We start from the raw sequence: 24,408 nt of genomic DNA, 5'->3' as shown, positions 1-24,408 counted from the left end.
TGACGAATCATGGCCGACATAAGAAAAAGAACTGGTAAAAAAGGGACAACCTACCAAGTTAGATACCCCACAAGCGCAACAAAATCTGGATATGCGTTTAAGTCGTTCAATACAATGAAAGAAGCCCGTGCATTTATCGAAAGCGGTGCAGCAAAACATTCCTATAGTGCAGCCCGTACCGATATACAGACCATTGAGCAAGCAGTAAAAAAGTGGCTCGACATATGCAAAAATGAAGGTCGTGACGGTCGCGATCCAGTCACCACTTTCACCCTAAAGGTTTATGATTATCGCGCTGATATAATCAACTCATATGAATGGCCCAAACCGCTTCAAGAACTACAAGGCCCGGATATCATCGAATTTCGCTCGTGGCTGCTTGCGAATTACAGCAGAGACCAGGCAAAAAAAGCTCTATCCTCCTTTCAAAGTGTAATGAAAGAGATGGTCACCAGGGGCTATCTATCAAGCAACCCCGCTATTGGAATTGCAGTCAGAGGAGCGTCACGTTATGACGACCCGATAGTCATTCCCTCACTAAAAGACATTCAATCACTTCTTGCTGCGGCAGACAGGCTTGCCAACTCAAAAAACCGACATATAGCGCGGACATGGGAGAGGTATCGCCCAATACTTTATGTTGCGGCAGATACTGGAATGCGCCCGCAAGAATACTTGGCGCTTTCTCAAAATAGTATCCACGAAAATGGCGTAGACGTGCAGCGGGCTATCGAATGCGGCGGTTACAAAATATCAGTGACGAAGACAAAAGCAGCGCGACGTTTTATTGATCTGAGCCCACATGTTTACGAAATGCTTTCCCATTACAGAGACAACAAATCGATTGAGAACAAATATGACCTACTCTTTCCAACTTCAACTGGTCGATGGATATTGCCAGACCACTGGCGGAAAAGAGGATTCTATGCCGCGTGCAAAGAAGCCGGGCTAATGGACGAAAAAGAAGAGGATGGCGACACCCTTCTAAAGGCACGCTACAAACCATACGATTTGCGCCACTTCTTCGCCTCGATGCTGATTGATAAAAAAATGAATCTTAAACGCATCCAGAGGCTTATGGGGCACGAAGACATCACCACCACATTGAATGTCTATGGCCACCTCATCGAGAAAGCAGAAGATGACGGAAGCGAGAAAACGGGAATGCTTTCGATGATCCCGTCGAATTGATGTGGCAAAATTGTGGCAAACTAGCTACAACCAGCAGAAATCATAGTGTTTTATATGGCTTCCGGAGCCAAAGGCCAGAGGTTCGAATCCTCTAGGGCGCGCCACAATAAAATCAATGGGTTAGCTGCATAATATGGGAAGAAAACGGAGGGATCGGCCATTTTTGCCACAATTTTTCGCCACACCAGAACCCGCAGGAATCCGCCACCCTCTGAATCTCGCTGGAATTCCTTGTGGCAAATTTGTGGCAAATCGAAGACTGTGCATCGCACAGGAAATTTGTAATCAGGAAGGCTAATCGACCTGATTGGGGAATATAAGAAAAGCAGGACGCCTTAGTATGAGCAGCGACATCCTCAAATCCTTTGCAGAGACGCCCGTCAGAGAAACCAGCGGCTCAATGTCTTCTAACAGATTCGATTATCAGAAGAACTGGTCGCTATGCGAACTACTTGAATTGCATGCGAACCAAGATGACTACCTTATGGTTTTCGAACACCATGAAGATGTCGTTGTCTTTGATTCCCAAAGTGATCCCTCAGGGGTCATCTTTTACCAGGTAAAATCAAAGAAATCCGGAAACTGGACAGTCGGAGCTCTAACGACCTCTAAAAAGGAAAGTCCATCGATAATTGAAAAACTCTACGAAAACTATAAGCGGTTTTCGGATATCGCGGAAGTCAGTCTGATTTTTTCTTCAAACCAACCTCTATCTGCCAAGCTACGAAACGGAGATAAATCAATCGATCTAGGCCGCGTATCATTTTCCTGCTTGTCCGACAAAGAAAAGGAGAAAATAAGATCGGCAGTAGAGCCCTCCAGCCAGGAATATTGTAACCTGCACGGACTTAGCACCATTGAGACACAGAAAAGCGATCTGAGACTTTCTGATCACACATCCATTGCCAAAGGAAAGCTCGTAGAATTTTTCGAAAACCTGCATCCGGAAAGCCAGGTACATATCTCTCTGGTTTACAAAACATTTTTTGACGAAATCAGAAGAAAAACAAATCATGAAAGAGAAATCGGCAACGATTCCGAACTGCTTCGCCACAAAGCCATAGGGCGCTCTGACTTCGAGCGCATGATAGGTACGGTACTCAATCGCCGAAATGACGACGACCTGTGGAACGATGCCAGCAACGTATTGAGCACGGAGAATTTTCATTTTCAGCAAATAAGAAGAATAAGGCAGTGCTGGCAGGAATATATCGTCGCAAAAATGGATTCCACCAACGAATTCCACGCACAATTTTCATATGACGTTATCTGCGAGATATCTTCCCATGACGGAGAAGACGGCATAAAGACATTCGGGGATCTTGCTGAAAAAATAATTCCCGCTCTTTCCAAGAAATATAAGAACGAATACGATGAAGAATATGTTAGATCAGCAATTTTATACGAGGCATTGAGGAATGAGCCAATATCGAAGACTGATACGAAACTTACGGAAGAAGAAAAATGAAAAACTTGCAGTTAAAAAGCATGCTACTCGTATCGCATCGAGAAAAGAAAGCAAGGAAGATAGAGTTCGATCCGGACATAACAGTGGTCCAAGGTGAAAATGACACCGGAAAATCTTCTGTAATAAAATCCATTCCCTATGCTTTTGGGGCTAATCCGCACAAAAGACACCCCAAATGGACGAATGCCGACATCCTCATATTGATCAGATTCTCTCTCGATGGAAAAGACTACTCGATATACAGGCACCGAAATTCATTTTCCCTGTTTGATTCCGATGATCTTGAAATCGGCACTTACTCAAGCATTACCAACGAGCTTGCGCCGGAGCTGGCAAAGCTGTTCGATTTCAATCTAAAGCTCTCCGACAGAGAAGGCGTTCCTATAACTCCTCCGCCCGCCTATCTCATGCTTCCATTCTATATCGATCAGGATAAAGGATGGGTTGAAAACTGGAGTTCGTTTACAAACCTCTCGCAATTTTCACACTGGAAACAACGTGTCACCGGCTATCATTTCGGATTAAGACCCGATAAATGGTACGAACTCGAAGCTAAGAGGAAGAATCTTGAAAACGACAAAGAAGAGCCTCTCCGCCAAATAAAATCCATTCAGTCAGTGAAAGACAAGGCCTACAAAGATGTCTCTCGTGTAGACTTTAACATTGATGCCGAACAATTTCGCTGCGAAATAAATCAGCTCCTGGATCGATGTGAAATTCTTAAAGGAAATGAGAATAGCTACAGGCAAAAAATATCCGAATACAAAACCGAGAAAATCAGGCTTGAAGCACAGATCGAAATCGTAGTACGGACTCACGACGAACTCAGTGAGGACTATAAGTTTTCTACCCAACTCAATGATGAAACTATTGGTTGCCCCACCTGTGGGGCCAACTACTCAAACTCGTTCTCGGAGCGATTCGATATCGCACAAGATACAGAAACCTGTTCGGATTTACTGGCATCACTGCGGGATGATTTAAGGGATATCGAGAAAAAGATCGACGATACAGAGAGTCTATTCGCCCAGACAAAGGAGACACGCGAACAGATTAACTCGCTTCTCTCGCAAAAAAAGGGAGAGGTAAAATTAAAAGACTTGATTGATCTTGAGGGAAAGAAAGCACTCATCACGCATTTGGAAAATGAAGAAGGCGAATATCGCGCCGTTGTAACCGATTATGATGAGCGAATCCAGTCAACAACAGACGAAATGAAAAAATATGACGACCCTGAAAGAAGAAAGGCCATACTCTCACAATACGAGGAAAATCTCAGACGAAACACCAGCAAGCTTGGTGTCCACTCTCTGAGCGACAATGTTTTCACAAATATAAACGCTTCTATTGAAGAAAGTGGAAGTGATCTTCCAAGAGCAATATTGGCTTACTTTTTTACCGCGCTAAGCGCTATCGAAAAGAATGGCAATGCAACATTCTTCCCGATCATAATAGACGCACCAAACCAGCAGGAACAAGACCCCAAGAACCTTCAAAGAATACTTGAATTCGTTCGCGATAACCGGCCTCAAGGACGACAACTGATTATTGGACTGGTGGAAGATGCGAATATCGACTTCGGAGGCAAGGTTTTACTTTTTGATAAGAAATACTCAGTGCTAAACGAAGATGACTACGGCCCCGTTTCCAATGAAATCCGGCAATTTGAGGCTGCAAATCTGGCAGTCGAGTAAATGGGCCTTAATGCGGTTGTTCTGTCAAGAAAGCTCTGAAGCAGTCATAAGATCGATCCTTGTTAAGCCTGACCTGACCACTGAAATCACGCCAGACTTCCTTCCCGACTAGGTTATCTTTGGATTCGCGCGTTTTCTTGGAAATGCGCTTAGAGCAATTAATCCCAGTTCCCTGGAAATGCTTTCGCTTAATCCCGAAGTCCCTTTTTTTCATCAGCAAGCATAATAGCTCCATGGAGGGGAAAGCCTTCCCCTATCTGCAATCGGGCTTTCGCCCGCTTTCCAATACCCCTTCAAACGGGGAATCCCCGTAACGCCCCGAAAAAGCAAACGAGCATGAATGGCATTGCATCCCCTCAGAATCAAGAAAAATGACGGTTTCCGTCGTGGCCGCTATTCGCTACGACAGACCCTCCGCAATTTTTCTGGATTCTTTCACCCCCGCCTAGTCGGCCTAGTCGCCAAGGGTTCATGATCAGCGCACCAAGCGGTGCTTGATCAAAAACCCATAAAGGCGATTTAAAGGAGTAAAGACAATGAGCGATATCAATATCTATGTGGCAGACCTGGCGGCCTATAACGAGGGATATCTTCACGGGAAATGGATTGATGCCACACTTCAGCCGGAAGATATTCAGGAAGAAATCAACAAAATACTGGCAAGCTCTCCGGTAGAGGATTCCGAGGAATACGCTATCCATGATTATGAAGGTTTTGAAGGAGCCAGCCTTTCAGAGTATGAAGGGATAGAGTCAGCCCATGAAAAAGCTTGTTTCATCGAAGAACACGGCAAGCTGGGCGCGGAAATCCTGAATTATTACGGCGATGACCTGGGCGATGCCGAAAAGGCACTCGAAGACCATTATTGCGGCTGTTACAAATCACTGGCCGAATATGCCGAGGAACTGACCGAGCAAGGCGGCGGCATCCCCGAACATCTGGCCTATTACATCGACTATGAAAAAATGGGCCGTGATATGGAATATAGCGGCGACATCTTCACCATTGAAACCGCTTATGACGAAGTACATATATTCTGGAATCACTAACCAGTAATTGACCGGTATTCAAAACAATTAAAGGCTGCCCCTGTTAGTAGGGGGCGGCCAAAAATCAAAATTTTCCGCGAAGATGGGGCCGTCGCGGAAAATTTGACGCGCGTCGCCAGGTGAGACGCCGCGCGCTGACAATCCGGCATTGTGGCCGCCGGATTTACTTCTTGGTGATCCGATACGTAATTTCTTGGCGGATCGTTCTCTGTATCTCTATTGCCTCGGACTTGTGCTCAATGCGATAGGATGCGCCGATCGCCAAAGACCTCTGACTTTGGTTCTGGCGCTGATGTCCGCTAATATGATCAGAGGGTGACAATTCACCTCTTGAGCCACAGCGTGGCACGCATTCATGAATCCTCTTGCCGTTGATTAGCGTAAGTTTTTTTCCGCCACAATAAAGCTCACCGCAGTCATGACAGAATACAGTTCCACCGTCGTGGCCGCACCAAGGACAATAACGCCCATCATGGCAAAATTCGGTTTGATGGTAGGTTGTTAATCCCGCGCTTTTATTCGAAGAACGACCTGAAAACAAGCTGCGGGAATTATCTTCAGTGGCAAACTCCTTTGTTACCTCATCGACATAAAAACTGAGGAAACCTGGAGCGCGCTTATATACGACAGTATAGGGCTTGTCATATTTATCGCAGCGCATCGGTATCACCCTATATTCGGTGTGACCGCTTGCTTGCTGTAAAGCCTGCATTGTGCTGTCAAAGTCCAGTTCCCGATTGCCAGCTTTAGGGTCATATTTCACGATGTCAGTGTCGTTCCAAATAGTAAGCTTTTTCATGACCAGCCCTTCCTCTTCAAGATAACATCACGGGCCATATTGACCCTCTTTGCTTCGCGATCATCACCGCCAGTTTTATCGGGATGACAACGTGCGATTGCTCTTTTGTAACGTGCGTTCAGCTCAGCTTTAGTGAATGGCTCTGTAAGACCGATGACATTAAGCGCAATCTGATAGGGATCAGAGCCATTTCCTCCCGGACCACCAGAACCTCCGGGGTTGTTGTTCTCTTTTTGCCTGCGCCCGTTGTTGCCTCCCGAGCCGTTCCCGGTTCCCTCCGATCCGGGATATGGGGGATTTTCGCCACGCTGAAGCGCTTTCCAATACTTCATGAAGGCCCGAAAGGAGCGGAAGTCCTGCCGGTATTTTTCTTTGTAGGCCTTTTTCAGTGTCTCTCGCTCATAGCGGCGTCGTGTCGTCCTTTCAGAGAACCAACCATAGAGATCACCAATCAATTCAAAAATGAACCGCAAAGGCCAAGTCAGAAAATCCCAAATCGCGCGCGTGACAGTCGTTACGATGCTTATCACTCCGTTCACCAGCCACTGAGCCACCTCGATAAGCGCAGACACAAGAATTTCCAACTGGTAGAGCAACCATTTACCTATCGCGACGAAAACCTTCCACAAGCCGTAGCCGATCAGGAATAGGATGAAAAACGCCGCAGCGTTAATCGCTGCACCCACTATGACCAAGATCAAATGGCACAACAGGGTTAAAGGGTTTTCCCATGAGTCAGCAATGGCAACCCAGGCTTCTAACTTATCCAGATAGCCAATAGTCTCGGCGACCCAGAAAGGGGTGTGCCAACATACCGACACACCGATCACAAACGCGACCACATAACCCCATTCTTTGTGTTCATAATCTTCCACGGCGGCGTCCTCCTTGGTCCTACCCGACATCACCCGGACTATCGGTCCAGTCATCATCGGCGCTCATTGACAGCCCTTCGGCGAGCCCTGCCTGACGATTCAACACTTCGTTACAGGCTTGTAACCGGCACAGAAGTGCTTCCGCATCTTGCTGCCCGTAAATGGTCAGCAGGTCGTTGCGCTGCCCCAAGTAAACGAATGAGAGATGCCACGAATTCGCATAGATGGGCATCTTGGCTATCACGCGCCCTTTGCTGGCTTCTTGGCGGACAATCAGCTCATGTTTGCGTTGTTCCGCTATGGCGCTGTTATGCGGGGGCAAGGCAAAGCTATTGGGTATGGTTCGGTCGAACTTGCGGCTCCCGAACAGCCCGCCAACCTTGAGAGTGTCTTCGGTGAGCTCGAAGCGAGCCGTGCGGCTGCACATAAAACGAGCGACTACAAACCACAACTGCCAAAGGACCCAAGGAGAAACAATGGCCGCCAGAACTTCCCAACCGGGTTCGCTCACCGTGCGATCAACCAAAAACACGAGAGCGAACATCAAGGCCCAGGCCGTGACATTGGCGGCGAAGCGCGCTACCTTAAAACGCCAGGGCGTCAGATAGCGCGGAGTGACAATAAATGCGCGGCGGCCCTGATCATCGGTTACGATTTCGGTTTTTGGAGCTCCGTCAAACGGTGATATCTGCTTCATGATCCTGCCTCCTGAATACGTTAGGGACAGGTTAAAACCTTGGACTACGAAGCTTCCTCGCAGCTTCATCGTGCTCAGGATTTAATGCTCTATGGCATATACAGACTGGCAGCTTTTGCGAATGCGTAATGCGCTACGGGCCTATCATCGCTATGGCGGTTATTTTGATGGCGATGTTTACACCTGGATCGACGTCTCAGAAGCAATAGCTGAATATTGTGATGTCGAAGTGCCTCAAGAAAGTTTGCGCAAATTCGTTGAGGGCGTAAAAAAGAAGGACGGCACACGAAAATATTCGACACCGGAAGGTGAAAATAACGAGCGCATCCACGCGATTTTTAAGTTCGTCCAGGAAGAAGATTTAAACCTCCTGAATGAAGAAGAACTTAAAGAGAGGACATTCGGGCTGCAAGCAGCGAACCGGATGGTCGAATACCTTGAGCAAGACCAGCAATACACGCAGCTCGGAATTCCTGCGAACATAGCTGGCCGGTATTACAACTGGCGCGACGACGGCGACCAGGTGTGGTGCTCGGAACTGGCCATCGACCAGCCACTCGACAATCGCATTGCTGTTGTTCGGTTGCTCGAACGCAGTTATTTGAAAGGAGAAGAGCCCAGCCTGGTTGATGTTGCCATTGGCGATATGCCACTCAATTACAAATCTCAAACGAGATTAGACGGCTGGCTGGCCGTCTCGCCAGAAGAAAACATGATGTTCTTCTTAAAGGAAGTCAGTACCGGTATGAACCGGCACTATCTGCTTCTTGATAGCTCGCTGGGGTTGAACGTTGAAAGTAGCGCCCTAGAACTCAACTTGCTGTTTTTCCACGCACCAATGGAAGTGGAACATGCCCGCGCCTTAGCGAGCTTTAAAGACCCTTCACAGGAAAACCTGGAGAAGAGTCTTTACCGCTACGCCCGCGTAAAGAGGTGATATATGGCAGATTCCGGTGATAGACAAAACTTTACCGACAGGCTCCTGTCTTCCGATACCAACACGAAGCGCGTATCAGAGATCGAAAGTCAACTGGACGCTGATACCAAGGAAGCTTACAGGCTAAAACATCTCGCTGATCTTCAGCCAATGGGCATGGTATCAACTGGTGGTTACCAGGCCGGTGATGATAGTGCCCGTGGCAACGGCATGGAGATATTACTGGCCCGACGATTTTTCGCTGCGGTTGAGCGTGGCGATGCCATAACGGTATTGGCCTACATTCGCATCGGTTATGACATAAACAAAAGAAGGGAACGGCTAGGTGATACGGCTCTCCACATTGCCGCCGCTCGCGACGCAAAAGATGTTCTTAAGGTGTTAATTGAATCCCGCCGATGCGATTTCCTTATACGCGATAATCGCGGACTGCTCGCTTCAGAAATGGCCTATCTATTTGGTGATAATCCCGCCGCCGCGCGGCTACTGGGAAATAAGGAGCGTAAACAGGCAAAGGCCCAGGGCATTAAGTTGACTCGTAGACAATGAATCATCTAGTTTTTAACACGAGTATTTTTCGCAACTATTTAAGAAAATTCAATAATGACGCTCATAAAAGGACTATCTAATGGGGCAAGCTAAGCGGCTGTGGATGGATCAGCTAGAAGATGAATATCAAGAAGCAAGAGCTGAATGGATCAGGGAGCAGCTTAACGACGACGAAGCAGACGAATTCACTGAGGGCTGGGATGATTTTTCGGACGAATATGATGAGCTATATGGCAATAACGACTTTCGAGAATACGATTACGATGATGATTTAATAGTTTCCGGCAAAACTCCATTCGAGCTGTTTGAAGAAAGTATCGAGGCAACACGCGAAATACTAAATTCGCAAGTCAGTAGGCAATCTTCCACAAAACTGCTAGTCATGCTTCATGCACATATAGTCGCATCCGTCGAAGCCTACTTATCGGCAACATTTATAAAGAACTCACTTTCGACTGAGGAGCACATGCGTCGGCTTGTGGAGAGTGACCCAGAATTTGCTAAGCGCAAATTTACGATAAAGGAAATATTTACAAAAAGAGATCAACTAAAGGATGACTTAAGCCAATATCTTCGAGACCTGATTTTTCATGATCTAGCTAAGGTTAAGCCGATGTTTAATTCGGTTTTAGACATAGATTTTGGCGACATAGATTGGTTATTCAAAGCAGTAGCCACACGGCATCACTGTGTCCATCGGGCAGGATACGACAAGGACGGAAATCAGGTCCCTCTGACGAAAGATACTGTGGAGGAGCTAATTTCAAAAGGAATAGGCCTTGTTGGAGAAATAGAAGCTTCTATCACTTCGATGCCGGAAGACGGCGAGTTCTTTTGGAAAAGCAAGTGAGACCTCTTAGGGTAGAAGCTCTCTAAACAGCTCCGCGAACGGCCCATATTTATCGAAATACTCCACCCGCTGTAAAATCATCGGGTGGTAGCCTGCCCAGATCACGAGCTGACGTTTCTTGCAATCCGAGCGAGCGAAGAACCGCGTGACTTCTTCCGGGGTCATGAGATCGTGAAGCTCCAATGTTTCCGATTTTCCGGTCATTCCCTGGCGGGCCTGATCCTGGCCGACCTCACCACCCCGAATGGCGTTGATTTGAGTTTTGCCAAGCCTCTTCGAAATATATTCTGTAGTGGCAAGATCGTTGTTCCCGAAAAATTGCATGATCCCGGCATTGGCGGCAAAGCTCTCCCACCTTTCCTTATATAAGGTGGTTCCTTGCCCCCAGTCCTGCAAGATTACCCATAGCTTCACGCCAAAAGACGCAATCTGACCAGCGGCGTTTTCAAGTTGGCTCATATGGCCCAGTACCGGAAATTCATCCAGCACGACAAGGACCGGATTCTCTGGGGTGGTTTTTTCCCGCTCCATCGCATCGAGGAGCTGGTTGATAAAGATACGAAGCCAGCGGTTGCATAGCCCCATGCGGCTGGCAGGAAGGCAAAGGTAAATAGTTACGCCGCCAGCTTCCCGCTTCAGGTCGGCGAGATCAAAATCATGGCCGGAAAGTACCCGACGCATCGCCGTATATTCCAGTATCTTGGTATGGCGGCGAACGGTGGAAAGAACGCTAGCGCGCTCATTCTCGCCCTTATCAAAGAAATCGAGCGCAGCGCCCTCAATAGCGTCGGCGACATCGGTATAGCCGCAACCTTGCCCAAGCCAGTCAGCGTTTGCCAGCATCTCCGCTTTTAGCGCGAAGTCACCGTTGTCATCGTCGCCATGCCAATCCATAGCACGTCGGAGCAGGCTGCGCACGTTGATCAAATTTCGCTCACCTTCATACTGTGCTGCCGTCGCTACATGCAAAATGACGCCCTCAATAAAATTGCGGGCACTTTCATCCCAATGGGGGTCTTTGCCTGCGGCAATAACCATAGCGTCCCCAATCAGGGCCGCATCTTCAATAATGGTAGGACTCTCCAGGCTTAGCGCAGCCATCGGATTAAATTTCGCCCGATGCTCGGCTGCGAAGCCGGTTGTTTGCTCGAACGGATCAAGCACATAGACTTTTTGTCCAATGGCCGCCCGCCGGGCCGCCGTCAGGCTCGCAAGCTCGCCTTTCGGGTCAGTTGCCAAAATACTGCCGGGGTAAAAGCACATATTACCGATCACTGCGACAGATTTACCGGCGCGGCTACCAGCCACGGTCAATATATGGCGGTTGTCTTCAATTCCCACAAGCTTATTGCCTATGGCGCCCACGAGGATTTTTCCGCAAGGGGCTTCGGGGTCATAGGCCAGCACCGCGCTTTGCTGTATAGAACTACTGGTTTGCCAGCGTGCTTGCGGGGCACTCTGCTGCTTCAGCGAGCGGGTTGATACGCCACGCGGAATATCGCCTAGAAGAACATCACTGTCTTTGCTTGTCATTTCAAATATTGTCCTGCTAGTTCCGATAGCAGGGATTATCACGCGCCACGGGAATGGTGGTCCTCGCGGTGTCCTCGCGCTCGCAAAAAGAAAGGGCCACTTTGCAGCGGCCCTTTCAAAATTATTAGATCAACACTCGATTAGAAGTTGATTTGAGTACCAACAAGAAGATGTGTTGCGTCAACATCAGTCTGGCCTTCACGTTCTGCTTCGATATAGCTCACAGAACCACGGAAAGTCATGCCAGGACCATAAGTATATACTATACCACCTGTCAGACGGTTGGTCTCCACTGGAGTAGCCGCATCTACGTTGCTGTCGTTGTTCAACCAAGATGCACCGAGTTTGTAAGGGCCAGTCGTATAGTCAGCACCGACAACCCATGTTTCGTTTTCATCTTGTGTTCCGCTTTGACCATTGTTGTTTTCTGTGTAAACAACACCAAGACCGAAAGCTGACCAGTCAAGATCAACGCCTGCGTTCCACTCTTTGTAGTCATCAAAACCAGCTGCGGAATTTTCCAAGTCTACATTCGCGTAACCGGCACCAACTGTGTAACCGATTTCATCCATCTGGCCTTCGTAACGTACAGCACCTTCCCAAGCAGAACCGTAACCACCATCGTCATCTTGGTTAACACCACCGATAGTGTTTGTGTTTGACGCGAACTGTGCATCAATAGCGGCATTTGTGTCTGCAACATCAGGCGTGTAAGAAAGACCTAACTGAAAGCCATTCATGACAGGTGACAAGTAAGTTAGTTTTTCTGCATTTCTTGTAAGGTCGTTGTCATAGTCAAAACCTTCTCCGCCGCTGTGTACAGTGATGAAGTTTGCATTGTTACCGTCATTCAAGTTGGAAAGAGTAACATTAATTGGGGTGACAAATTGGCGAATGCCGTCGTAGTTGCTGTCAGCAGAAGGCGCAGCAACTTGGAGAAGGTAAGCTGCACCGTCTTCTTCACCAAAATTTATACGGCCCCATGATCCTGACAAATAAGCGTATGACTCGTCAAGTTCAAAGCTGTCAGCGCCATCAGCGTCAGCTTCGAAATTAACACCGACAGTTAAACCGTTGTCGAGTGTTGTTTCACCATTCAAGTGGATTTCTGTTTCGCGCAAAATATCAAAGCTGCGCTCTTCGTTGTTTAAACGAGAATCTTGATCGATGTAAGTGACGTAACCTTTAAGGTGGCCACCTATGTCAAGGCTAATACCATCGCCAGCAAGAGCAGGTGATGTGATTGCTGTCATACCAACGATGGCAGCAGAAGCTAGAAGTAGTTTTTTCATTTTCATCTCCATATGAAATATTTTTTGTTAAAAATCAGCAAACGATTCGCATACTGACCTTCTTGTTCTATATCGGAGATGACGTTGTTTCTATTAAATAATGAACCGTCGAGGTATTTTTATTAAGTCGTGTTGTATTTATGTCACAGCGTTGTGACTTTCATACAGCAACATTATTTCTTGCCTGATGGCGTAGATACTTATATATCTGAAAAAGTAAGTTTGTTGTAGTAGGCGAGCTTACTCTTCATCCGGAGATCAGTTCGTTTTAGTTGGCGGGCTGATCTCCTTTCTTTCTTCATTGATAATTTTCCCTGTTGAATGACTGTGATATTTGTCGGATTGGCGGCCTGTTTTGTAAGATCAAATTCTTACCCACAATTAAAGCGGGACGCGAGAGCGTTCCCGCTTCTCGTTTTTTCACATCCTGATAGAGTCAGAACCAGCCCGTTCTGGCCTGCCGGTTCCCCAAAGGAAGCGGCGACCTGAAACGATCCGTATCGACCCGGATAAACCCGAAAACCATAGAAAAACTGCGGCTTTTGGTGTTTTGTTAAGGTTATGGTAACGACCTCTTCCGTAGACTTGAAGGAGAGCAGGAGGAAGGCGTTAAGATGGAACACAAGGTGTGCGTGGTAATACCACGCCCACCTTGGAGGGGGACTTCCCATCCCCCGTTGACACCCCCTCGGAATCCCTAAGCTTGTCGATCCTTTTGGAATCGACGCACCAAGGGATTGTGTCAGCCAGACCGGTATCGAACCTCTCCGGCTGAGGTAAACGTTTCGCCGTTTCATCACGAGCAGGGGAGACTTCGCTCTCCCCTACAGCCCCATCGACCAAAGGGCAGTGTGCGCCCCTTGGAACCCTCCACAAGGCGTGTGCCGCCTTGACCTGCATTCAGGGGAATTCGCCTCCCCTGAAAACCCTGGACCAACCCTTGCGCAGGATTGGATGCCGCGAGGACGCCGCGAGGCTCGGCTTATGAAAGCCTCAGTAAGCTGGGAGGCATGGAAAAGCAAAATGACCAAAAGCGCAAAGGACCGATATCCTACCGCCCGCCTGTAGAGCTGGAAGCCGAATTTTGGTTGCGGGTCGAGCGGTCAGGGCTCTCGAAAAATGCCTTTATCACACAGGCAATTTTCGGTAAGGAACCTGCACGCGCCGCCAGAAAGCCTGTCATCGAAAAGCAGGTTATCGGTCATCTTTTGGCTCAGACGGCCCGCCTTCATGACGATTTGCACGAGATAACGCTCCTTGCCGGAGGCGATGCAAATGTCGCTTTAAAGCTGGAAGAAGCGCTCTTCGAGCTGATTGCTATCCGCAATGCCTGCTTTAAAGCCATGGGCAGGCAGTCATGATTCCCTTTGCCTCCCAGCGCGGCGGGGGCGGTGATCTGGCCACCCACCTGCAAAACGAAGCGGATAACGAACAGGTGGAAATCGCCCATATCCGGGGCGCAGTCGCTCACGACCTTCACGGCGCGTTTGCCGAGTGGGAGCTGCAAGCCCATTGTCTCACCAAATGCCAGAAATACCTCTACAGCCTTTCGATCAATCCCTGGACCAAGGTCAACGGCCAGATGAGCCGCGATCAATATATGGACTATATCGACCGGGTTGAACAAAAGCTTGGGCTAAAAAATCAGCCTCGTGCTGTTGTCTTCCATATAAAAGAAGGACGAGAGCACGCCCATGTGGTCTGGTCACGGATTGATGCCGAGCAAGGCAAAGCCGTACAGCTCAGTTTTGACCGTGAAAAGCTCATGAAGGTGACGCGGGAATTTGCCCGCGATCATGATCTGATCTTGCCGGATGGCTACGAGCCCGATCAAAAGGAAAAGAACAAACAGAATTCGCTCTACGAGCAGCACCAGCAAAACCAGACAGGCCGCACCAAAGAAGAGCGGATGACCGAAATCACGCAAGCCTGGCGCAGGGCCGATAGCGCCAAAGGTTTTGTGAATGCCCTTGCCGATATGGGCTATATCCTCGCGCAAGGTGACCGGCCCTATGTGGTGGTTGATCTTCATGGTCACACCAGTGCGCTCCCCCGCATGATCGATGACAAGTCGGTGCGGGCGCGAGATGTCGCCGCCTTCCTGAAATACGATTACCCCTCAGAACTTCTACCGACCGTGGATGAGGCCCGTGATATTGCCGCGAAGCAGCGGGCGGAATTCAAACAGCATAGCGATCTTGAGAAATGGGCCAAGAAATATGAAGACCTCAAGCAAGCCCATCGCGAGCGCCGTAAACCGCTTGAAGCCGAAGGCCCAAAGCTGGCCGAACGTATCGCAAGGGAAAAGGCGGCCCTTATCCAGAAGCAGGATGCGGAAGGAAAATTCCTTGAGCAGAAAATAGCCAGTGAAGAACAGGCTATTGCCGATAAGCGCGCCCGGTTCAATCCGCAAGGGCTGGCCGCCTTCCTTGGCCGGGTAAGCGGTGTCGAATTTGCCCGGAAGAAGCTTCACGAATATCAGGACAAGAAGCGCCATGCCGGGCAGGCGAAAGAATTTGAAGCGCTATCCAACGCCCATAAGCGGGAAACGCGGCTACAGCAAAGGGTTCATCAAGCACTAGAGCACGATATTGAGCGCCGCCTGAAAAATCTGGCAAAGGTTGAGGCGCGGGAGATTTCCGCCCTAGATGCCAAGTTCAAGCGTGAGCAAAGCCGCGATATTCAGAAACAGTTTGAAGGTAGTGAAGCACTAAATATCCGTGAGCATTTCCGCGAGGCAGCCGGGCAGGTGCGAGGTGGCCGCGAGGAAAGCACAGGGGGCGCTCGTGATAAACCTGATCTCGCAGCGCAGTTTGAAAAGGCCGCTGGCGCTAATCAAGAAAAGGCACGGACAGAAGCGGAAGGTAAGAAGGACCTTCCAAACCTGACGGCCGAGTTCGATAAGGCCTCCGGTGCTGACCAGGAGGATGGCGATACCGGTGGCGATGACGATAACGCTCCAAGCCATGACAACAATCGCAGTTCGCGGCCTCGCCGCTCAAGAAGACCGCGCCGTGGACGGGATCGGGGTAGATAGAGGAAATACCAAATGACTAAGTCAGCAATCAATCAAACCGCCGAGATCATCGTTCTTGGTGACATTCAGCATTTTCATGAACAGTGTGACGAATGCAACAAAGGTTTTATCGCTGCCGTTTCACGCAAGGTCTATGACACCGCGATGTGCTTTGAAAAACTGGAAACTGTTGTCGGTAAGCCGAGCTGGTACATGGCAGAGGCTTACGAGAACTTCTACCGCGAAATCCACGACTATGAAGAGCTCGCCTTCTGGAAGGAGGTCTGTGACTTTCTTCGAGTGATCAGCTTTTGCTGTCCAGGTGCGATCAAAATCCTGCCAGAAGAGATCGGAGAAGAAATCGATCTTGATGATCTGCCGTTTTGACGGCCTTCTTTTTTGCGCAGCTGATCCAGAAATCACGACTGACTATAGGGGCTACGAACCAAGCTGGACATATTCTAGGTTTCTGTAAAGGGAAGGGAGATGCTTGTGATTGACTCTGAACTGGCTGCGGAGTTTCAGCTTTGCCTTGTCAGTGGAAGCATTTTCCAGCTTGATACCGGGATCATAATAAACCGCCTTGTCCATCGTGGCAGACAGGAACATTTCAAAATCGGTGCCTGTTCCCAATTCAACTGTATCTCCGTAGCTGTATTCCCGGCTACCGGTTCCTGATGGCCTCATGATGCAGGGAACATAAACGGCCTGAGAATGCTTTCTTTTCCAGTGATCCATGATTTTGGAAAAACTCCAGCTTGCGGCCACTGTATTGGCCTGATCCCTTAAGGTAATTGCGCCAGTCGCATCAGTAATTCGTCCATTATTGTGGTCAAAGCCTTCAACATTCATGACGAGATTTGTAGCGCTGCAAAGGACACCGGCAATATGCCTGCCGCCAAAATTCAATCTGTCGGGAATGCCGGATTTGTCGGGATATCCGAATGCCCGGACAAACTCCGCAGCACCTTGTACTTTGTAGTACCCGCCATTGGGCTCAGGGGTCATAAGCGTTGTCGGCTTTGCTCCTTTTTGGGGAAAGCCTGTTACTCCAAACTGCTTCACTTCCCAGCCAAGATAATCGGGTTCCGATATACCATTTGGAACAATCCCGAGCAGGGATTCAAGTGTATATCCGCCGCCGTTTGGGGCTTTATATGGTATCGCGATCTCGTCTGAGCTCAGCCTTTGCCCTGCAATCCATCCCATGTTATGGATTTCGAGAAGCTTGTGAAGAAGAGCAGATCGCGTGTCTGTTACACCTGTATGGCGAATATCTATCTGACCAAACACGCTACCGATATCCAGCAAGTTCGTATGATCAAGCTCTTTTGATAATGCAGAATCCGGTGTGGCCAAATAAGCATAGACTTTCTTACTAGCAGAAACACCAAGGATCAACCATCGGCCAATACTGGTTCCTTTCCTGTATCTATCCATCCATTCACTGGCATTTACAGGGGAGCCTTTCAGAAAGCCGGAAAACCGGACTTCGGGATATTGAGGGTAATAAATCAGCTTGGCATGAGGCGCTTCATAAGTTTTGGAGTCAGCATCGATCCAGGCTAGATCGACTGGCACCTGATACTTGATTTGTCGTTTCGGGTCACTTGTTTTACCGGACGCGGTGGCTGAGGGAACAGGTTCACCGGTAGGAATAAAAGCAAGGTCAGTGAGTTGGGCGCCAAGGTATGGCTGGTTCTTGCTGTTATCGTTAGGCGCGAGCTTTTTTACATACAGGCTGGTTGCCCCAACTCCAGCAAAGAGAGCTACAAGCTGATCCAGCGAGATATGTTTGGCCGTATCGGTATCATAGGTTCCTGGAGTGCTGGTCATTTCTTATCCGTTTTGTGTTAGCCGCTCACTGATACTATCAATTTCAGCCATGATGTCATGTGGAGATTTGCCTTTTAGTGAGCACTCCCAGACTGTTATAACCTGCCAGCCGCCTTCTTCAAGAGCTTTTCTTTGCTTTTCATCCCTAACCTGGTTTCCGGATATTTTCTCTTTCCAGAATTGGGGGTTTGATTTTGGCCATTTAAATAGCTTGCAGTTGTGGCCGTGCCAGAAGCAGCCATTCACGAATATGACGGTTTTGTACTTCGGGAATACCAGGTCTGGCTTTCCAGGCAAGCCTTTATGGTGCAGCCGGTAGCGAAATCCGCGTCTGTGGAGTTCCTGTCTGACGATAAGCTCGGGTTTTGTGTTCTTTCCACGTATGCCCGACATCATCTCCGAGCGTTTTTTCGGGCTTACAACATCCGTCATCAGGCCGCTTTTTTACGTTTGGCTTTTTTGCTCTTTTCCTGCGCTTTCGCAATGTACGGCTTCATAAGTAAGGCGACTGACTCAAATACGGGTACAACAACGCTATTGCCGAATTGCTTGTATGCCTGAGTGTCCGAGACCGGGATGACGAAATTGCTTTCGCCTTTCTTGTCAAAACCCATGAGACGGGCGCATTCTCTTGGTGTCAGGCGACGCGGCCTTTTGCGCGGTCCTCGATCAACCAGGACCTCGGAGCCGTCTTTGTAATACCGGGCAGACAGGGTGCGTGTTGACCGGTCACTTGCAGTTACCTTACCAAACCCGAAGCCATTACCAGCCTTCTTGTGCTTTTCAGCATACCCTTTCAGGTAGTTCCAGAGCTTTGGAGTGAGAACGTATTTCTCGTCAACGGTGGCTTCGTTTTCCAGAATGTCGCCTACAACAGGCTCTTTTTTCGGGAAATATTTTTTGACATCTTTTAGTGTCAGACCATCTGTGACATCAAGGTCACGCCGGAAGGCAACAATAACTATGCGCTCCCTGTTTTGAGGGACGAAATTTTTGCCATTGATAATCTTGGGGTCGGATTGTAGTTGGTTGTATTCTCGGTCTATGACATCGTAACCAAGTTCGTCGAGCGTATTCATGATGACCTTGAAGGTCTTTCCCCTGTCGTGACTTTTCAGGTTTTTGACATTTTCCAGCATGATGGCAAGAGGCCGCTTCGCATCAATTATGCGTGCGACATCAAAGAATAGTGTGCCCTGAGTATCGCACTCAAAGCCATGAGCCCGTCCGAGTGAGTTTTTTTTGGATACTCCGGCTATTGAAAAGGGCTGGCAAGGAAATCCGGCAAGCAGGACATCGTGATCAGGAATGCGCTCCTGGATGAATTCATAAGCCTGATTTTTATCCATTCCTTCCGGCTGGGTGATTTCCTTTATGTCACCATGAACATCGTGGTCACAGTGGTAGTTGGCAAGATATGTCTTGACGGCATACTTGTCGTATTCACTGGTGAAGACGCATTTTCCGCCAGCTTTCTCGAAACCGTATCTTATGCCACCAATACCTGCGAACAGGTCAATGAATGTGAACTCTCTGTCCTCAGAGCAAGGCTTGGGTAGCATGCTTTCAAGCGCAATGCGCTCAGCGTAAGTTAGCCAGTCCTGATCGGGCTGTTTGTTACGTTCTTTGAGCCAGCGGTTTACTACTTCTCTGGGGTGATTGATTTCATCTGCGATGGTCTGCTGTGAGAAGATCGAGGCAACTTTGTTCAAAAGCTCAAGATCATTCATCTCAGACATATTGGAACTCCAGGTAATAGCGGGTTTAAAAAGGGACACTTATGTGATTGAATGTCACATAATCATTCCAAAATGTCAACCAGCTGTAAAAAGAACAAGCTGGCTAGCCATTACGGAATACTGTATGTATTTACAGTTAAAAGAGCAAGCAGATTGGCGTCAAGAGCGTCCTGATTGTGAGAGTTAGTTAATAAAGCGCGGTTCGAAGGTCAAAAGATGAGCAGCCTCACAGATATTGATAAGCGATACTTGGAGAGAATATTGCAAATGGGGGGAGGTTACGTGCTGGATTACAGCGATGCGACCTACGGAGAATTCTTTTCTCGCCATAAAATAGATATTCATAGCACTCGTTATCAAATCTATGGTACGTCTAAGGCTAAAAAGATGAGAGCATTTTGGGAGTTAGAGCCAGATAGTATCGTTGCTCCTGTTTTGGAAGAAATGCTTGCATCATACGAAGCTAATTGCGAACTGAGTGGGACGGATATAGAACAAAACATACTTGAAAAATCTAGGCTCATAGTCGCAAGAATTGGCGGTAGGACTCCTGAAAATAACAAGGAGCAAACTGAAGATTCGTTCTTAAACCAGGAATTTAGAATCCCCAACCTTCACAAGCTTCCGGTTGAACACCAAATAGCCAAAATTATAGAGAAAAGGCTAGAAGAGGCGCGTTTAGCTTTAGCAGCTAATGCATATCTTTCTGTAATATTTATGTGCGGAAGCGTACTGGAAGCTGTTCTGTTGGGCGTAGCACAAAACAATCCTGAAAAATTCAACAGAGCATCGTCTAGCCCGAAAAGCCCTGAAGGCAAAGTTAGACCATTACAGGATTGGAGCCTTGCGCATTTAATCGACGTAGCTTGCGAAATCGGATTTTTGAAAGTTGATGTAAAAAAATTTAGCCACGGATTACGCGATTTTAGAAACTACATCCATCCTTATCAGCAGCTTATGTCGGGGTTCTCTCCGGATGAACATACGGCAAAGGTGTGTTTTCAGGTTTTAAAGGCAGCTCTCGCCGGGCTTGCAGGAGACAGATAATACAATGCATATAGAGTCATTATCGTTAAGAAATTTCAGATGCTTTGGAGACGTTGCAACAACGATTCAATTTCAGCCTGGCATAACGGGTTTCGTTGGTGATAATGGAGCCGGAAAATCATCAGCATTGGAAGCGTTGAAACGCCTTTTTTCACCTCTATCGAGTGAGCGTCAGTTAAGAAAAGCGGACGTACACTTTGGAGTCGGTGAAGATAGTCAGTCTGTGGCTGAGCGCGAGATCATCATTGACGTCGTATTTGGTTTTTCTAGCCCTGATGTTATTCCCCACGTTTTTAACGACATATTTTTCAATGCAAGTGATCAGGCTTTAAAGGTACGGCTAGTTCTTGAGGGAAATTATTTAAAATCAGAGTCTTACGAGGATGATATCGAGATCAAGCTCTATACGGTTCGCTCGCTGGACGAAGTTCCCTTTGGTCCAGACGATGAGCGGAAAACACCCCTGCGTGGTAAGTCTACTCAATTTGCCGAGTTGGTATACATACCAGCCCATAGGGATTCCTTGGGCGTGACCCGTCATGCATTAAAGAATGTCTTGAAACGGATAGAGCGCTCTGCAGACTGGAATGAAGAGACCAAAAATCAATCACAAGAATTTGCAAAACAACTTGAAAACAGTCTCAACGCTGTAACAGCTATCGGTACAACAAGCCACGACCTCAAAACATTTTGGGGTGCCCTACATGATGGTCATTACGATGCAGACCCACTCTTCAGTGTTGTGGCAACCGAATTCGAACAGTTGATTCGCGATCTAACATTACGGTTCGAAAAATCTCCTGGGGGTGGTAACCGTCAGCTTGAAGAGCTTAGTGAAGGTCAAGTCTCGTTATTGTATTTTGCCCTGTCTGCTACGCTACACAACTTAATTTGGAAGATGGAGGCTGCTGCGCCAGCTAGCCTTGAAGGCTTTAAACCTCTTGACTTTGTACCTGCGCCATTAACAATTTTTGCCCTCGAAGAACCTGAAAACCACCTTGCTCCGTTTTACCTCCCTAGACTAATAGGGCTTTTAGAAAGCCTTATAAAAACAGGCACAGCCCAATCGTTTGTGACTAGCCACTCTACAAGCGTCATGGCGCGTATTTCTCCGCGAAATGTTAGGTATTTCAGGAATTGTAATCAAACGCTTATTTCCGATGTTCGAGAAATCCCATTGCCCACTAGCGGAAGCGAAGAGGATAATTTCCTTCATCAAGTTATCTTGGCAAATCCAGAAATTTATTTCGCCCGCCTTGTGATAATTGGCGAAGGTGATAGCGAAAGGATTGTTATTCCTCGAATTGCAGAGGCTTTAGGCATATCACTAGACCCCTCATTTGTAGCATTTGTTCCAATAGGTGGTCGCCATGCTCAACATCTTTGGAAACTTGTTGTTGGTCTCAATATACCTTGTTTAACTCTTTTGGATTTTGATCTTGGGCGACACAATGCAGGCATGGGAAGGATAAAGAATGCCGCAACATGGCTTAACGATGCAGGATATGATCTAGACCCTTCTGCTGTCATTTCTAACGAAGCTTTAACTCCGGAAAATGTTGTACCGTGGACTCAGTGGTTACGGGCGCAATGGGTCTTTTATTCCACATGGCTAGACCTTGACATGATGATGGTTCAAGCCTTTCCGGAAGCCTATAAGCCGAGTAGAGCATTCGACCCAACAAAAGATGACCCTAGTAAAATAGCTGAAGCAGTTTTTGGCAGCAGTGGGTTGGGAAATGCAGAGCTTAACCGTATCGGTGCTCAGTTTTCAACTGAAGAGCTTTTTGCATACAAAAACCTGTTCAAGTCCCGGTCAAAGCCAGCTTCACATTTTAAAGCTTTGGCCGCACTGGATGATGAGGCAATCAGAACCAATTGTCCCGAGCCATTAAAGGCCTTGATTGCAATGGCCAAGATCATTCTTGCGCCTCCATCATCCATCTGTGCTGGGGAAGAAGAATGACCTACCTGAAGGCAGATGATTGGAAGCCTTCACCGGGCATACGAATTGAAGGCCGGGCCCTAGAGGTCGTTAAGGCCGTGGAACCAATGTCGGTGCTCGCTGGCCCGGGAGCAGGAAAAACAGAATTACTGGCACAGCGAGCAACCTTTTTGCTCATGACGGGATTATGTCCTCCACCGCAACGCATTCTTGCCATATCTTTTAAGGTGGATGCAGCAAGAAATCTTGGGGACAGAGTAACTCACCGTTGCGACCCAATTCAGGCCAAGAGATTTGAATCCCTTACCCTTGATGCTTTCGCTAAAAGGCTTGTTGATCAATTTTTAGAATCACTTCCCGATCAATGGCGCCCTAGTCATGACTACACTATAGAGTTCCCAAACCGAGATGTTTGGGAGGAATTTAAATTAAAAAATGAAAGTGACTACTCGGAAGTTAGGAGCAAGAATTCGGGTCAGCTTGACAGAATTGTTCACAGATCAATTCCAGATTTCCAATTTGAAGAGGCGGTAACCCCGGAGCAACAAATTCAGTGGTTATGGTGGCGACAACATATTGATGCCAATCCGTCTCGCCTGACTTTCGATATGATAAAAGCGTTGGCGGTTTTAATTCTTCAAATTCAGCCTAAAATTTTATCTGCTTTGCGAAAGACTTACTCACACGTGTTTCTTGACGAATTTCAAGACGTAACAGCTCGACAATACGAATTGATAAAAACGGCATTTCTCGGGTCAGACTCGGTTCTTACCGCTGTTGGGGATTCTAACCAGGCAATTATGAGATGGGCGGGTGCTAGGGAAGATATATTTAATCTATTTGAGGCTGATTTCGGCGCATCGGACGAGCGTCTTCCTTTTAATTTTCGATCCAACTCCCGTATCGTCAATTTGATCAATGATTTGGCGACTACTTTCGATGGCGACTATATTCCGACAGAATGTGCTCGCCAAGACGATCCTGTTCCAGAAAATTCAGTCGAAGGCTGGGTGTCTGAAACAAGGCAAGATGAAGGGGAGTATATAGCGTCATTCATAGCTAACGAGCTTCAGAAAAACGCTGACCTAGCTCCGGCAGATTTTGTGGTATTGGCGCGGTTACGGATAAATGATGTCGAAGATCGCATTAAGGTGGCCTTTCAAAGTAAAGGTTTGAAAATCAGGAATGAGGCAAGAGCTGTTGGCGGTATTGCCATTCAGGATTTGGTGAAAGAAAAGGCTTACACATTTTTTCTTGCCTCGCTCAAACTCGCGGTAAATGTTCGGTCTGGCCAACCATTTCAAGATTGCCGAAATGCTATTGCAGAAGTAAGAGGTGCCGACCTAGATAGCGAAAAAGGGCACAGCGAGACATTGTATGCTGTTCGATGCTTAATAGATGATCTGGAGCAGCTAGTCAGGGGTAGAAGCCCAGCGGAGGTTACCGGTAGGGAAATAGTCGATATCTTGTTAAATCATGTCGAGCGCGGCGAAATTCAAAGAACATATAGGGAGTATGCGGGCGGCGAGCGCCTCAATTCGGCTATTCTCGGATTTGCGGAGTATTTTGACGAATGTCGTGATGGTTCACCTTCTTGGTCTGAATGTATATCTAACATGGAGGGTACGGAATCTGTCCGCTTGATGACCATTCATAAGAGTAAAGGACTGGAGTATCACACAGTTATTTTTGTCGAATTCAATGACGACGCTTTTTGGGGAAATGACGATGATGTGAACGTATTCTTCGTAGCGTTGTCTCGTGCTCGTGAGCGTGTACTTTTTTCTTTCACTAAAGACTCCAAAGGAGCTCAAAATGTTAAGGGCTTCGTAAAAATCTTAAAGGATGCTGGCGTAATATTCATTAAAAAACAATAAGATATGCCTATTTC

General features: G+C 47.7%; 21 protein-coding genes. 13 read left to right on the top strand and 8 right to left on the bottom strand.

Translation table 11 applies throughout. The features are described from left to right. Positions 1–9 precede the first annotated feature (9 nt). The 4 genes from HNR64_RS03075 (at position 10) to HNR64_RS03060 (ending at position 5,402) form a co-directional block, all read left to right on the top strand. On the top strand, positions 10–1,191 hold the full coding sequence (locus tag HNR64_RS03075) for a tyrosine-type recombinase/integrase (protein ID WP_062383177.1): 1,182 nt from the start codon (positions 10–12) through the stop codon (positions 1,189–1,191). 340 nt (positions 1,192–1,531) lie between these two features. Further along, complete coding sequence (locus HNR64_RS03070) at positions 1,532–2,659, top strand: dsDNA nuclease domain-containing protein (RefSeq protein WP_062383175.1); 1,128 nt, start codon at positions 1,532–1,534, stop codon at positions 2,657–2,659. Continuing rightward, entirely contained in the window at positions 2,656–4,353 is a 1,698-nt protein-coding gene (locus tag HNR64_RS03065; RefSeq protein WP_062383172.1) for an AAA family ATPase, read from the top strand. Before HNR64_RS03070 ends, HNR64_RS03065 begins: the two co-directional genes overlap by 4 nt. 536 nt (positions 4,354–4,889) lie before the next feature. After that, positions 4,890–5,402, top strand: coding sequence for an antirestriction protein ArdA (locus HNR64_RS03060; protein ID WP_062383158.1), 513 nt, complete (start codon positions 4,890–4,892; stop codon positions 5,400–5,402). A gap of 163 nt (positions 5,403–5,565) precedes the next feature. On the opposite strand, the gene HNR64_RS03055 is transcribed toward HNR64_RS03060, so the two are convergent. Genes HNR64_RS03055 through HNR64_RS03045 form a run of 3 tightly spaced genes read right to left on the bottom strand, consistent with a single transcriptional unit; the run spans position 5,566 to position 7,773 of the window. Continuing rightward, positions 5,566–6,201, bottom strand: a complete 636-nt coding sequence (locus HNR64_RS03055) for a hypothetical protein (protein ID WP_062383154.1) — start codon at positions 6,199–6,201, stop codon at positions 5,566–5,568. Then, entirely contained in the window at positions 6,198–7,076 is an 879-nt protein-coding gene (locus HNR64_RS03050) for a J domain-containing protein (protein WP_156474841.1), read from the bottom strand. The genes HNR64_RS03055 and HNR64_RS03050 overlap by 4 nt, the downstream gene beginning before the upstream one ends. A gap of 19 nt (positions 7,077–7,095) precedes the next feature. Next, complete coding sequence (locus tag HNR64_RS03045; protein ID WP_062383149.1) at positions 7,096–7,773, bottom strand: hypothetical protein; 678 nt, start codon at positions 7,771–7,773, stop codon at positions 7,096–7,098. Between the two features lie 91 nt (positions 7,774–7,864). Here HNR64_RS03045 and HNR64_RS03040 point away from each other — a divergent pair, with 91 nt between their 5' ends. From HNR64_RS03040 to HNR64_RS03030, 3 genes are all read left to right on the top strand, one after another. After that, positions 7,865–8,710, top strand: coding sequence for a hypothetical protein (locus HNR64_RS03040; protein WP_062383146.1), 846 nt, complete (start codon positions 7,865–7,867; stop codon positions 8,708–8,710). 3 nt (positions 8,711–8,713) lie between these two features. After that, positions 8,714–9,259, top strand: a complete 546-nt coding sequence (locus HNR64_RS03035; RefSeq protein ID WP_062383143.1) for an ankyrin repeat domain-containing protein — start codon at positions 8,714–8,716, stop codon at positions 9,257–9,259. Positions 9,260–9,362: 103 nt separating this feature from the next. Continuing rightward, the gene (locus HNR64_RS03030) at positions 9,363–10,109 is read left to right on the top strand and encodes a hypothetical protein (protein WP_204995092.1); all 747 of its coding nucleotides are present in this window, start codon (positions 9,363–9,365) and stop codon (positions 10,107–10,109) included. A 6-nt stretch (positions 10,110–10,115) separates the two neighbouring features. Here HNR64_RS03030 and HNR64_RS03025 read toward each other — a convergent pair whose 3' ends face one another. Then, positions 10,116–11,642, bottom strand: coding sequence for a type IV secretory system conjugative DNA transfer family protein (locus HNR64_RS03025; RefSeq protein WP_062383138.1), 1,527 nt, complete (start codon positions 11,640–11,642; stop codon positions 10,116–10,118). A gap of 140 nt (positions 11,643–11,782) precedes the next feature. Then, positions 11,783–12,934 (bottom strand): porin, encoded by a 1,152-nt coding sequence (locus HNR64_RS03020; RefSeq protein ID WP_062383135.1) that lies wholly within the window; start codon positions 12,932–12,934, stop codon positions 11,783–11,785. 1,010 nt (positions 12,935–13,944) lie between these two features. On the opposite strand from HNR64_RS03020, the gene HNR64_RS03015 reads away from it, so the two are divergent. The 3 genes from HNR64_RS03015 to HNR64_RS03005 are packed head-to-tail and all read left to right on the top strand — an operon-like array spanning position 13,945 to position 16,337. Then, on the top strand, positions 13,945–14,295 hold the full coding sequence (locus tag HNR64_RS03015) for a hypothetical protein (protein WP_062383132.1): 351 nt from the start codon (positions 13,945–13,947) through the stop codon (positions 14,293–14,295). Next, on the top strand, positions 14,292–15,971 hold the full coding sequence (locus HNR64_RS03010; protein ID WP_062383130.1) for a relaxase/mobilization nuclease domain-containing protein: 1,680 nt from the start codon (positions 14,292–14,294) through the stop codon (positions 15,969–15,971). The genes HNR64_RS03015 and HNR64_RS03010 overlap by 4 nt, the downstream gene beginning before the upstream one ends. A gap of 12 nt (positions 15,972–15,983) precedes the next feature. Next, positions 15,984–16,337 (top strand): hypothetical protein, encoded by a 354-nt coding sequence (locus HNR64_RS03005; RefSeq protein ID WP_062383127.1) that lies wholly within the window; start codon positions 15,984–15,986, stop codon positions 16,335–16,337. A 51-nt stretch (positions 16,338–16,388) separates the two neighbouring features. On the opposite strand, the gene HNR64_RS03000 is transcribed toward HNR64_RS03005, so the two are convergent. From HNR64_RS03000 to dcm, 3 genes are read right to left on the bottom strand one after another with little or no spacing between them, the layout of a single operon-like run. Beyond that, positions 16,389–17,786 (bottom strand): MvaI/BcnI family restriction endonuclease, encoded by a 1,398-nt coding sequence (locus tag HNR64_RS03000; protein WP_062383124.1) that lies wholly within the window; start codon positions 17,784–17,786, stop codon positions 16,389–16,391. Between the two features lie 3 nt (positions 17,787–17,789). Continuing rightward, positions 17,790–18,218 (bottom strand): very short patch repair endonuclease, encoded by a 429-nt coding sequence (locus HNR64_RS02995; protein ID WP_062383120.1) that lies wholly within the window; start codon positions 18,216–18,218, stop codon positions 17,790–17,792. Next, on the bottom strand, positions 18,218–19,525 hold the full coding sequence (gene dcm / locus HNR64_RS02990) for a DNA (cytosine-5-)-methyltransferase (RefSeq protein WP_062383117.1): 1,308 nt from the start codon (positions 19,523–19,525) through the stop codon (positions 18,218–18,220). Before dcm ends, HNR64_RS02995 begins: the two co-directional genes overlap by 1 nt. A gap of 216 nt (positions 19,526–19,741) precedes the next feature. Here dcm and HNR64_RS02985 point away from each other — a divergent pair, with 216 nt between their 5' ends. Genes HNR64_RS02985 through HNR64_RS02975 form a run of 3 tightly spaced genes read left to right on the top strand, consistent with a single transcriptional unit; the run spans position 19,742 to position 24,394 of the window. After that, the gene (locus HNR64_RS02985) at positions 19,742–20,572 is read left to right on the top strand and encodes a hypothetical protein (protein WP_062383114.1); all 831 of its coding nucleotides are present in this window, start codon (positions 19,742–19,744) and stop codon (positions 20,570–20,572) included. A 4-nt stretch (positions 20,573–20,576) separates the two neighbouring features. Next, complete coding sequence (locus tag HNR64_RS02980; RefSeq protein ID WP_062383111.1) at positions 20,577–22,538, top strand: ATP-dependent nuclease; 1,962 nt, start codon at positions 20,577–20,579, stop codon at positions 22,536–22,538. Then, positions 22,535–24,394, top strand: a complete 1,860-nt coding sequence (locus HNR64_RS02975) for a UvrD-helicase domain-containing protein (protein WP_062383106.1) — start codon at positions 22,535–22,537, stop codon at positions 24,392–24,394. The genes HNR64_RS02980 and HNR64_RS02975 overlap by 4 nt, the downstream gene beginning before the upstream one ends. Positions 24,395–24,408: the final 14 nt, after the last annotated feature.

The sequence above is a fragment of the Spongiibacter marinus genome, from assembly GCF_016906995.1.
Taxonomy (GTDB): Bacteria; Pseudomonadota; Gammaproteobacteria; order Pseudomonadales; family Spongiibacteraceae; genus Spongiibacter; species Spongiibacter marinus.
The sequence above is the reverse complement of the archived record's forward strand: the minus strand, read 5'-3'. Positions and strand labels throughout refer to the sequence as shown.

What these genes read in the sequence shown, in the direction of transcription:
- HNR64_RS03045 (WP_062383149.1), bottom strand. Translation starts at nt 7,773, where the DNA reads ATGAAGCAGATATCACCGTTTGACGGAGCTCCAAAAACCGAAATCGTA.
- HNR64_RS03065 (WP_062383172.1), top strand. Translation starts at nt 2,656, where the DNA reads ATGAAAAACTTGCAGTTAAAAAGCATGCTACTCGTATCGCATCGAGAA.
- HNR64_RS03025 (WP_062383138.1), bottom strand. Translation starts at nt 11,642, where the DNA reads ATGACAAGCAAAGACAGTGATGTTCTTCTAGGCGATATTCCGCGTGGC.
- HNR64_RS03070 (WP_062383175.1), top strand. Translation starts at nt 1,532, where the DNA reads ATGAGCAGCGACATCCTCAAATCCTTTGCAGAGACGCCCGTCAGAGAA.
- HNR64_RS03030 (WP_204995092.1), top strand. Translation starts at nt 9,363, where the DNA reads ATGGATCAGCTAGAAGATGAATATCAAGAAGCAAGAGCTGAATGGATC.
- HNR64_RS03010 (WP_062383130.1), top strand. Translation starts at nt 14,292, where the DNA reads ATGATTCCCTTTGCCTCCCAGCGCGGCGGGGGCGGTGATCTGGCCACC.
- HNR64_RS03020 (WP_062383135.1), bottom strand. Translation starts at nt 12,934, where the DNA reads ATGAAAAAACTACTTCTAGCTTCTGCTGCCATCGTTGGTATGACAGCA.
- HNR64_RS03040 (WP_062383146.1), top strand. Translation starts at nt 7,865, where the DNA reads ATGGCATATACAGACTGGCAGCTTTTGCGAATGCGTAATGCGCTACGG.
- HNR64_RS03055 (WP_062383154.1), bottom strand. Translation starts at nt 6,201, where the DNA reads ATGAAAAAGCTTACTATTTGGAACGACACTGACATCGTGAAATATGAC.
- HNR64_RS03015 (WP_062383132.1), top strand. Translation starts at nt 13,945, where the DNA reads ATGGAAAAGCAAAATGACCAAAAGCGCAAAGGACCGATATCCTACCGC.
- HNR64_RS03000 (WP_062383124.1), bottom strand. Translation starts at nt 17,786, where the DNA reads ATGACCAGCACTCCAGGAACCTATGATACCGATACGGCCAAACATATC.
- HNR64_RS03060 (WP_062383158.1), top strand. Translation starts at nt 4,890, where the DNA reads ATGAGCGATATCAATATCTATGTGGCAGACCTGGCGGCCTATAACGAG.
- HNR64_RS02985 (WP_062383114.1), top strand. Translation starts at nt 19,742, where the DNA reads ATGAGCAGCCTCACAGATATTGATAAGCGATACTTGGAGAGAATATTG.
- HNR64_RS03035 (WP_062383143.1), top strand. Translation starts at nt 8,714, where the DNA reads ATGGCAGATTCCGGTGATAGACAAAACTTTACCGACAGGCTCCTGTCT.
- HNR64_RS03005 (WP_062383127.1), top strand. Translation starts at nt 15,984, where the DNA reads ATGACTAAGTCAGCAATCAATCAAACCGCCGAGATCATCGTTCTTGGT.
- HNR64_RS02980 (WP_062383111.1), top strand. Translation starts at nt 20,577, where the DNA reads ATGCATATAGAGTCATTATCGTTAAGAAATTTCAGATGCTTTGGAGAC.
- HNR64_RS02995 (WP_062383120.1), bottom strand. Translation starts at nt 18,218, where the DNA reads ATGACGGATGTTGTAAGCCCGAAAAAACGCTCGGAGATGATGTCGGGC.
- HNR64_RS02975 (WP_062383106.1), top strand. Translation starts at nt 22,535, where the DNA reads ATGACCTACCTGAAGGCAGATGATTGGAAGCCTTCACCGGGCATACGA.
- dcm (WP_062383117.1), bottom strand. Translation starts at nt 19,525, where the DNA reads ATGTCTGAGATGAATGATCTTGAGCTTTTGAACAAAGTTGCCTCGATC.
- HNR64_RS03075 (WP_062383177.1), top strand. Translation starts at nt 10, where the DNA reads ATGGCCGACATAAGAAAAAGAACTGGTAAAAAAGGGACAACCTACCAA.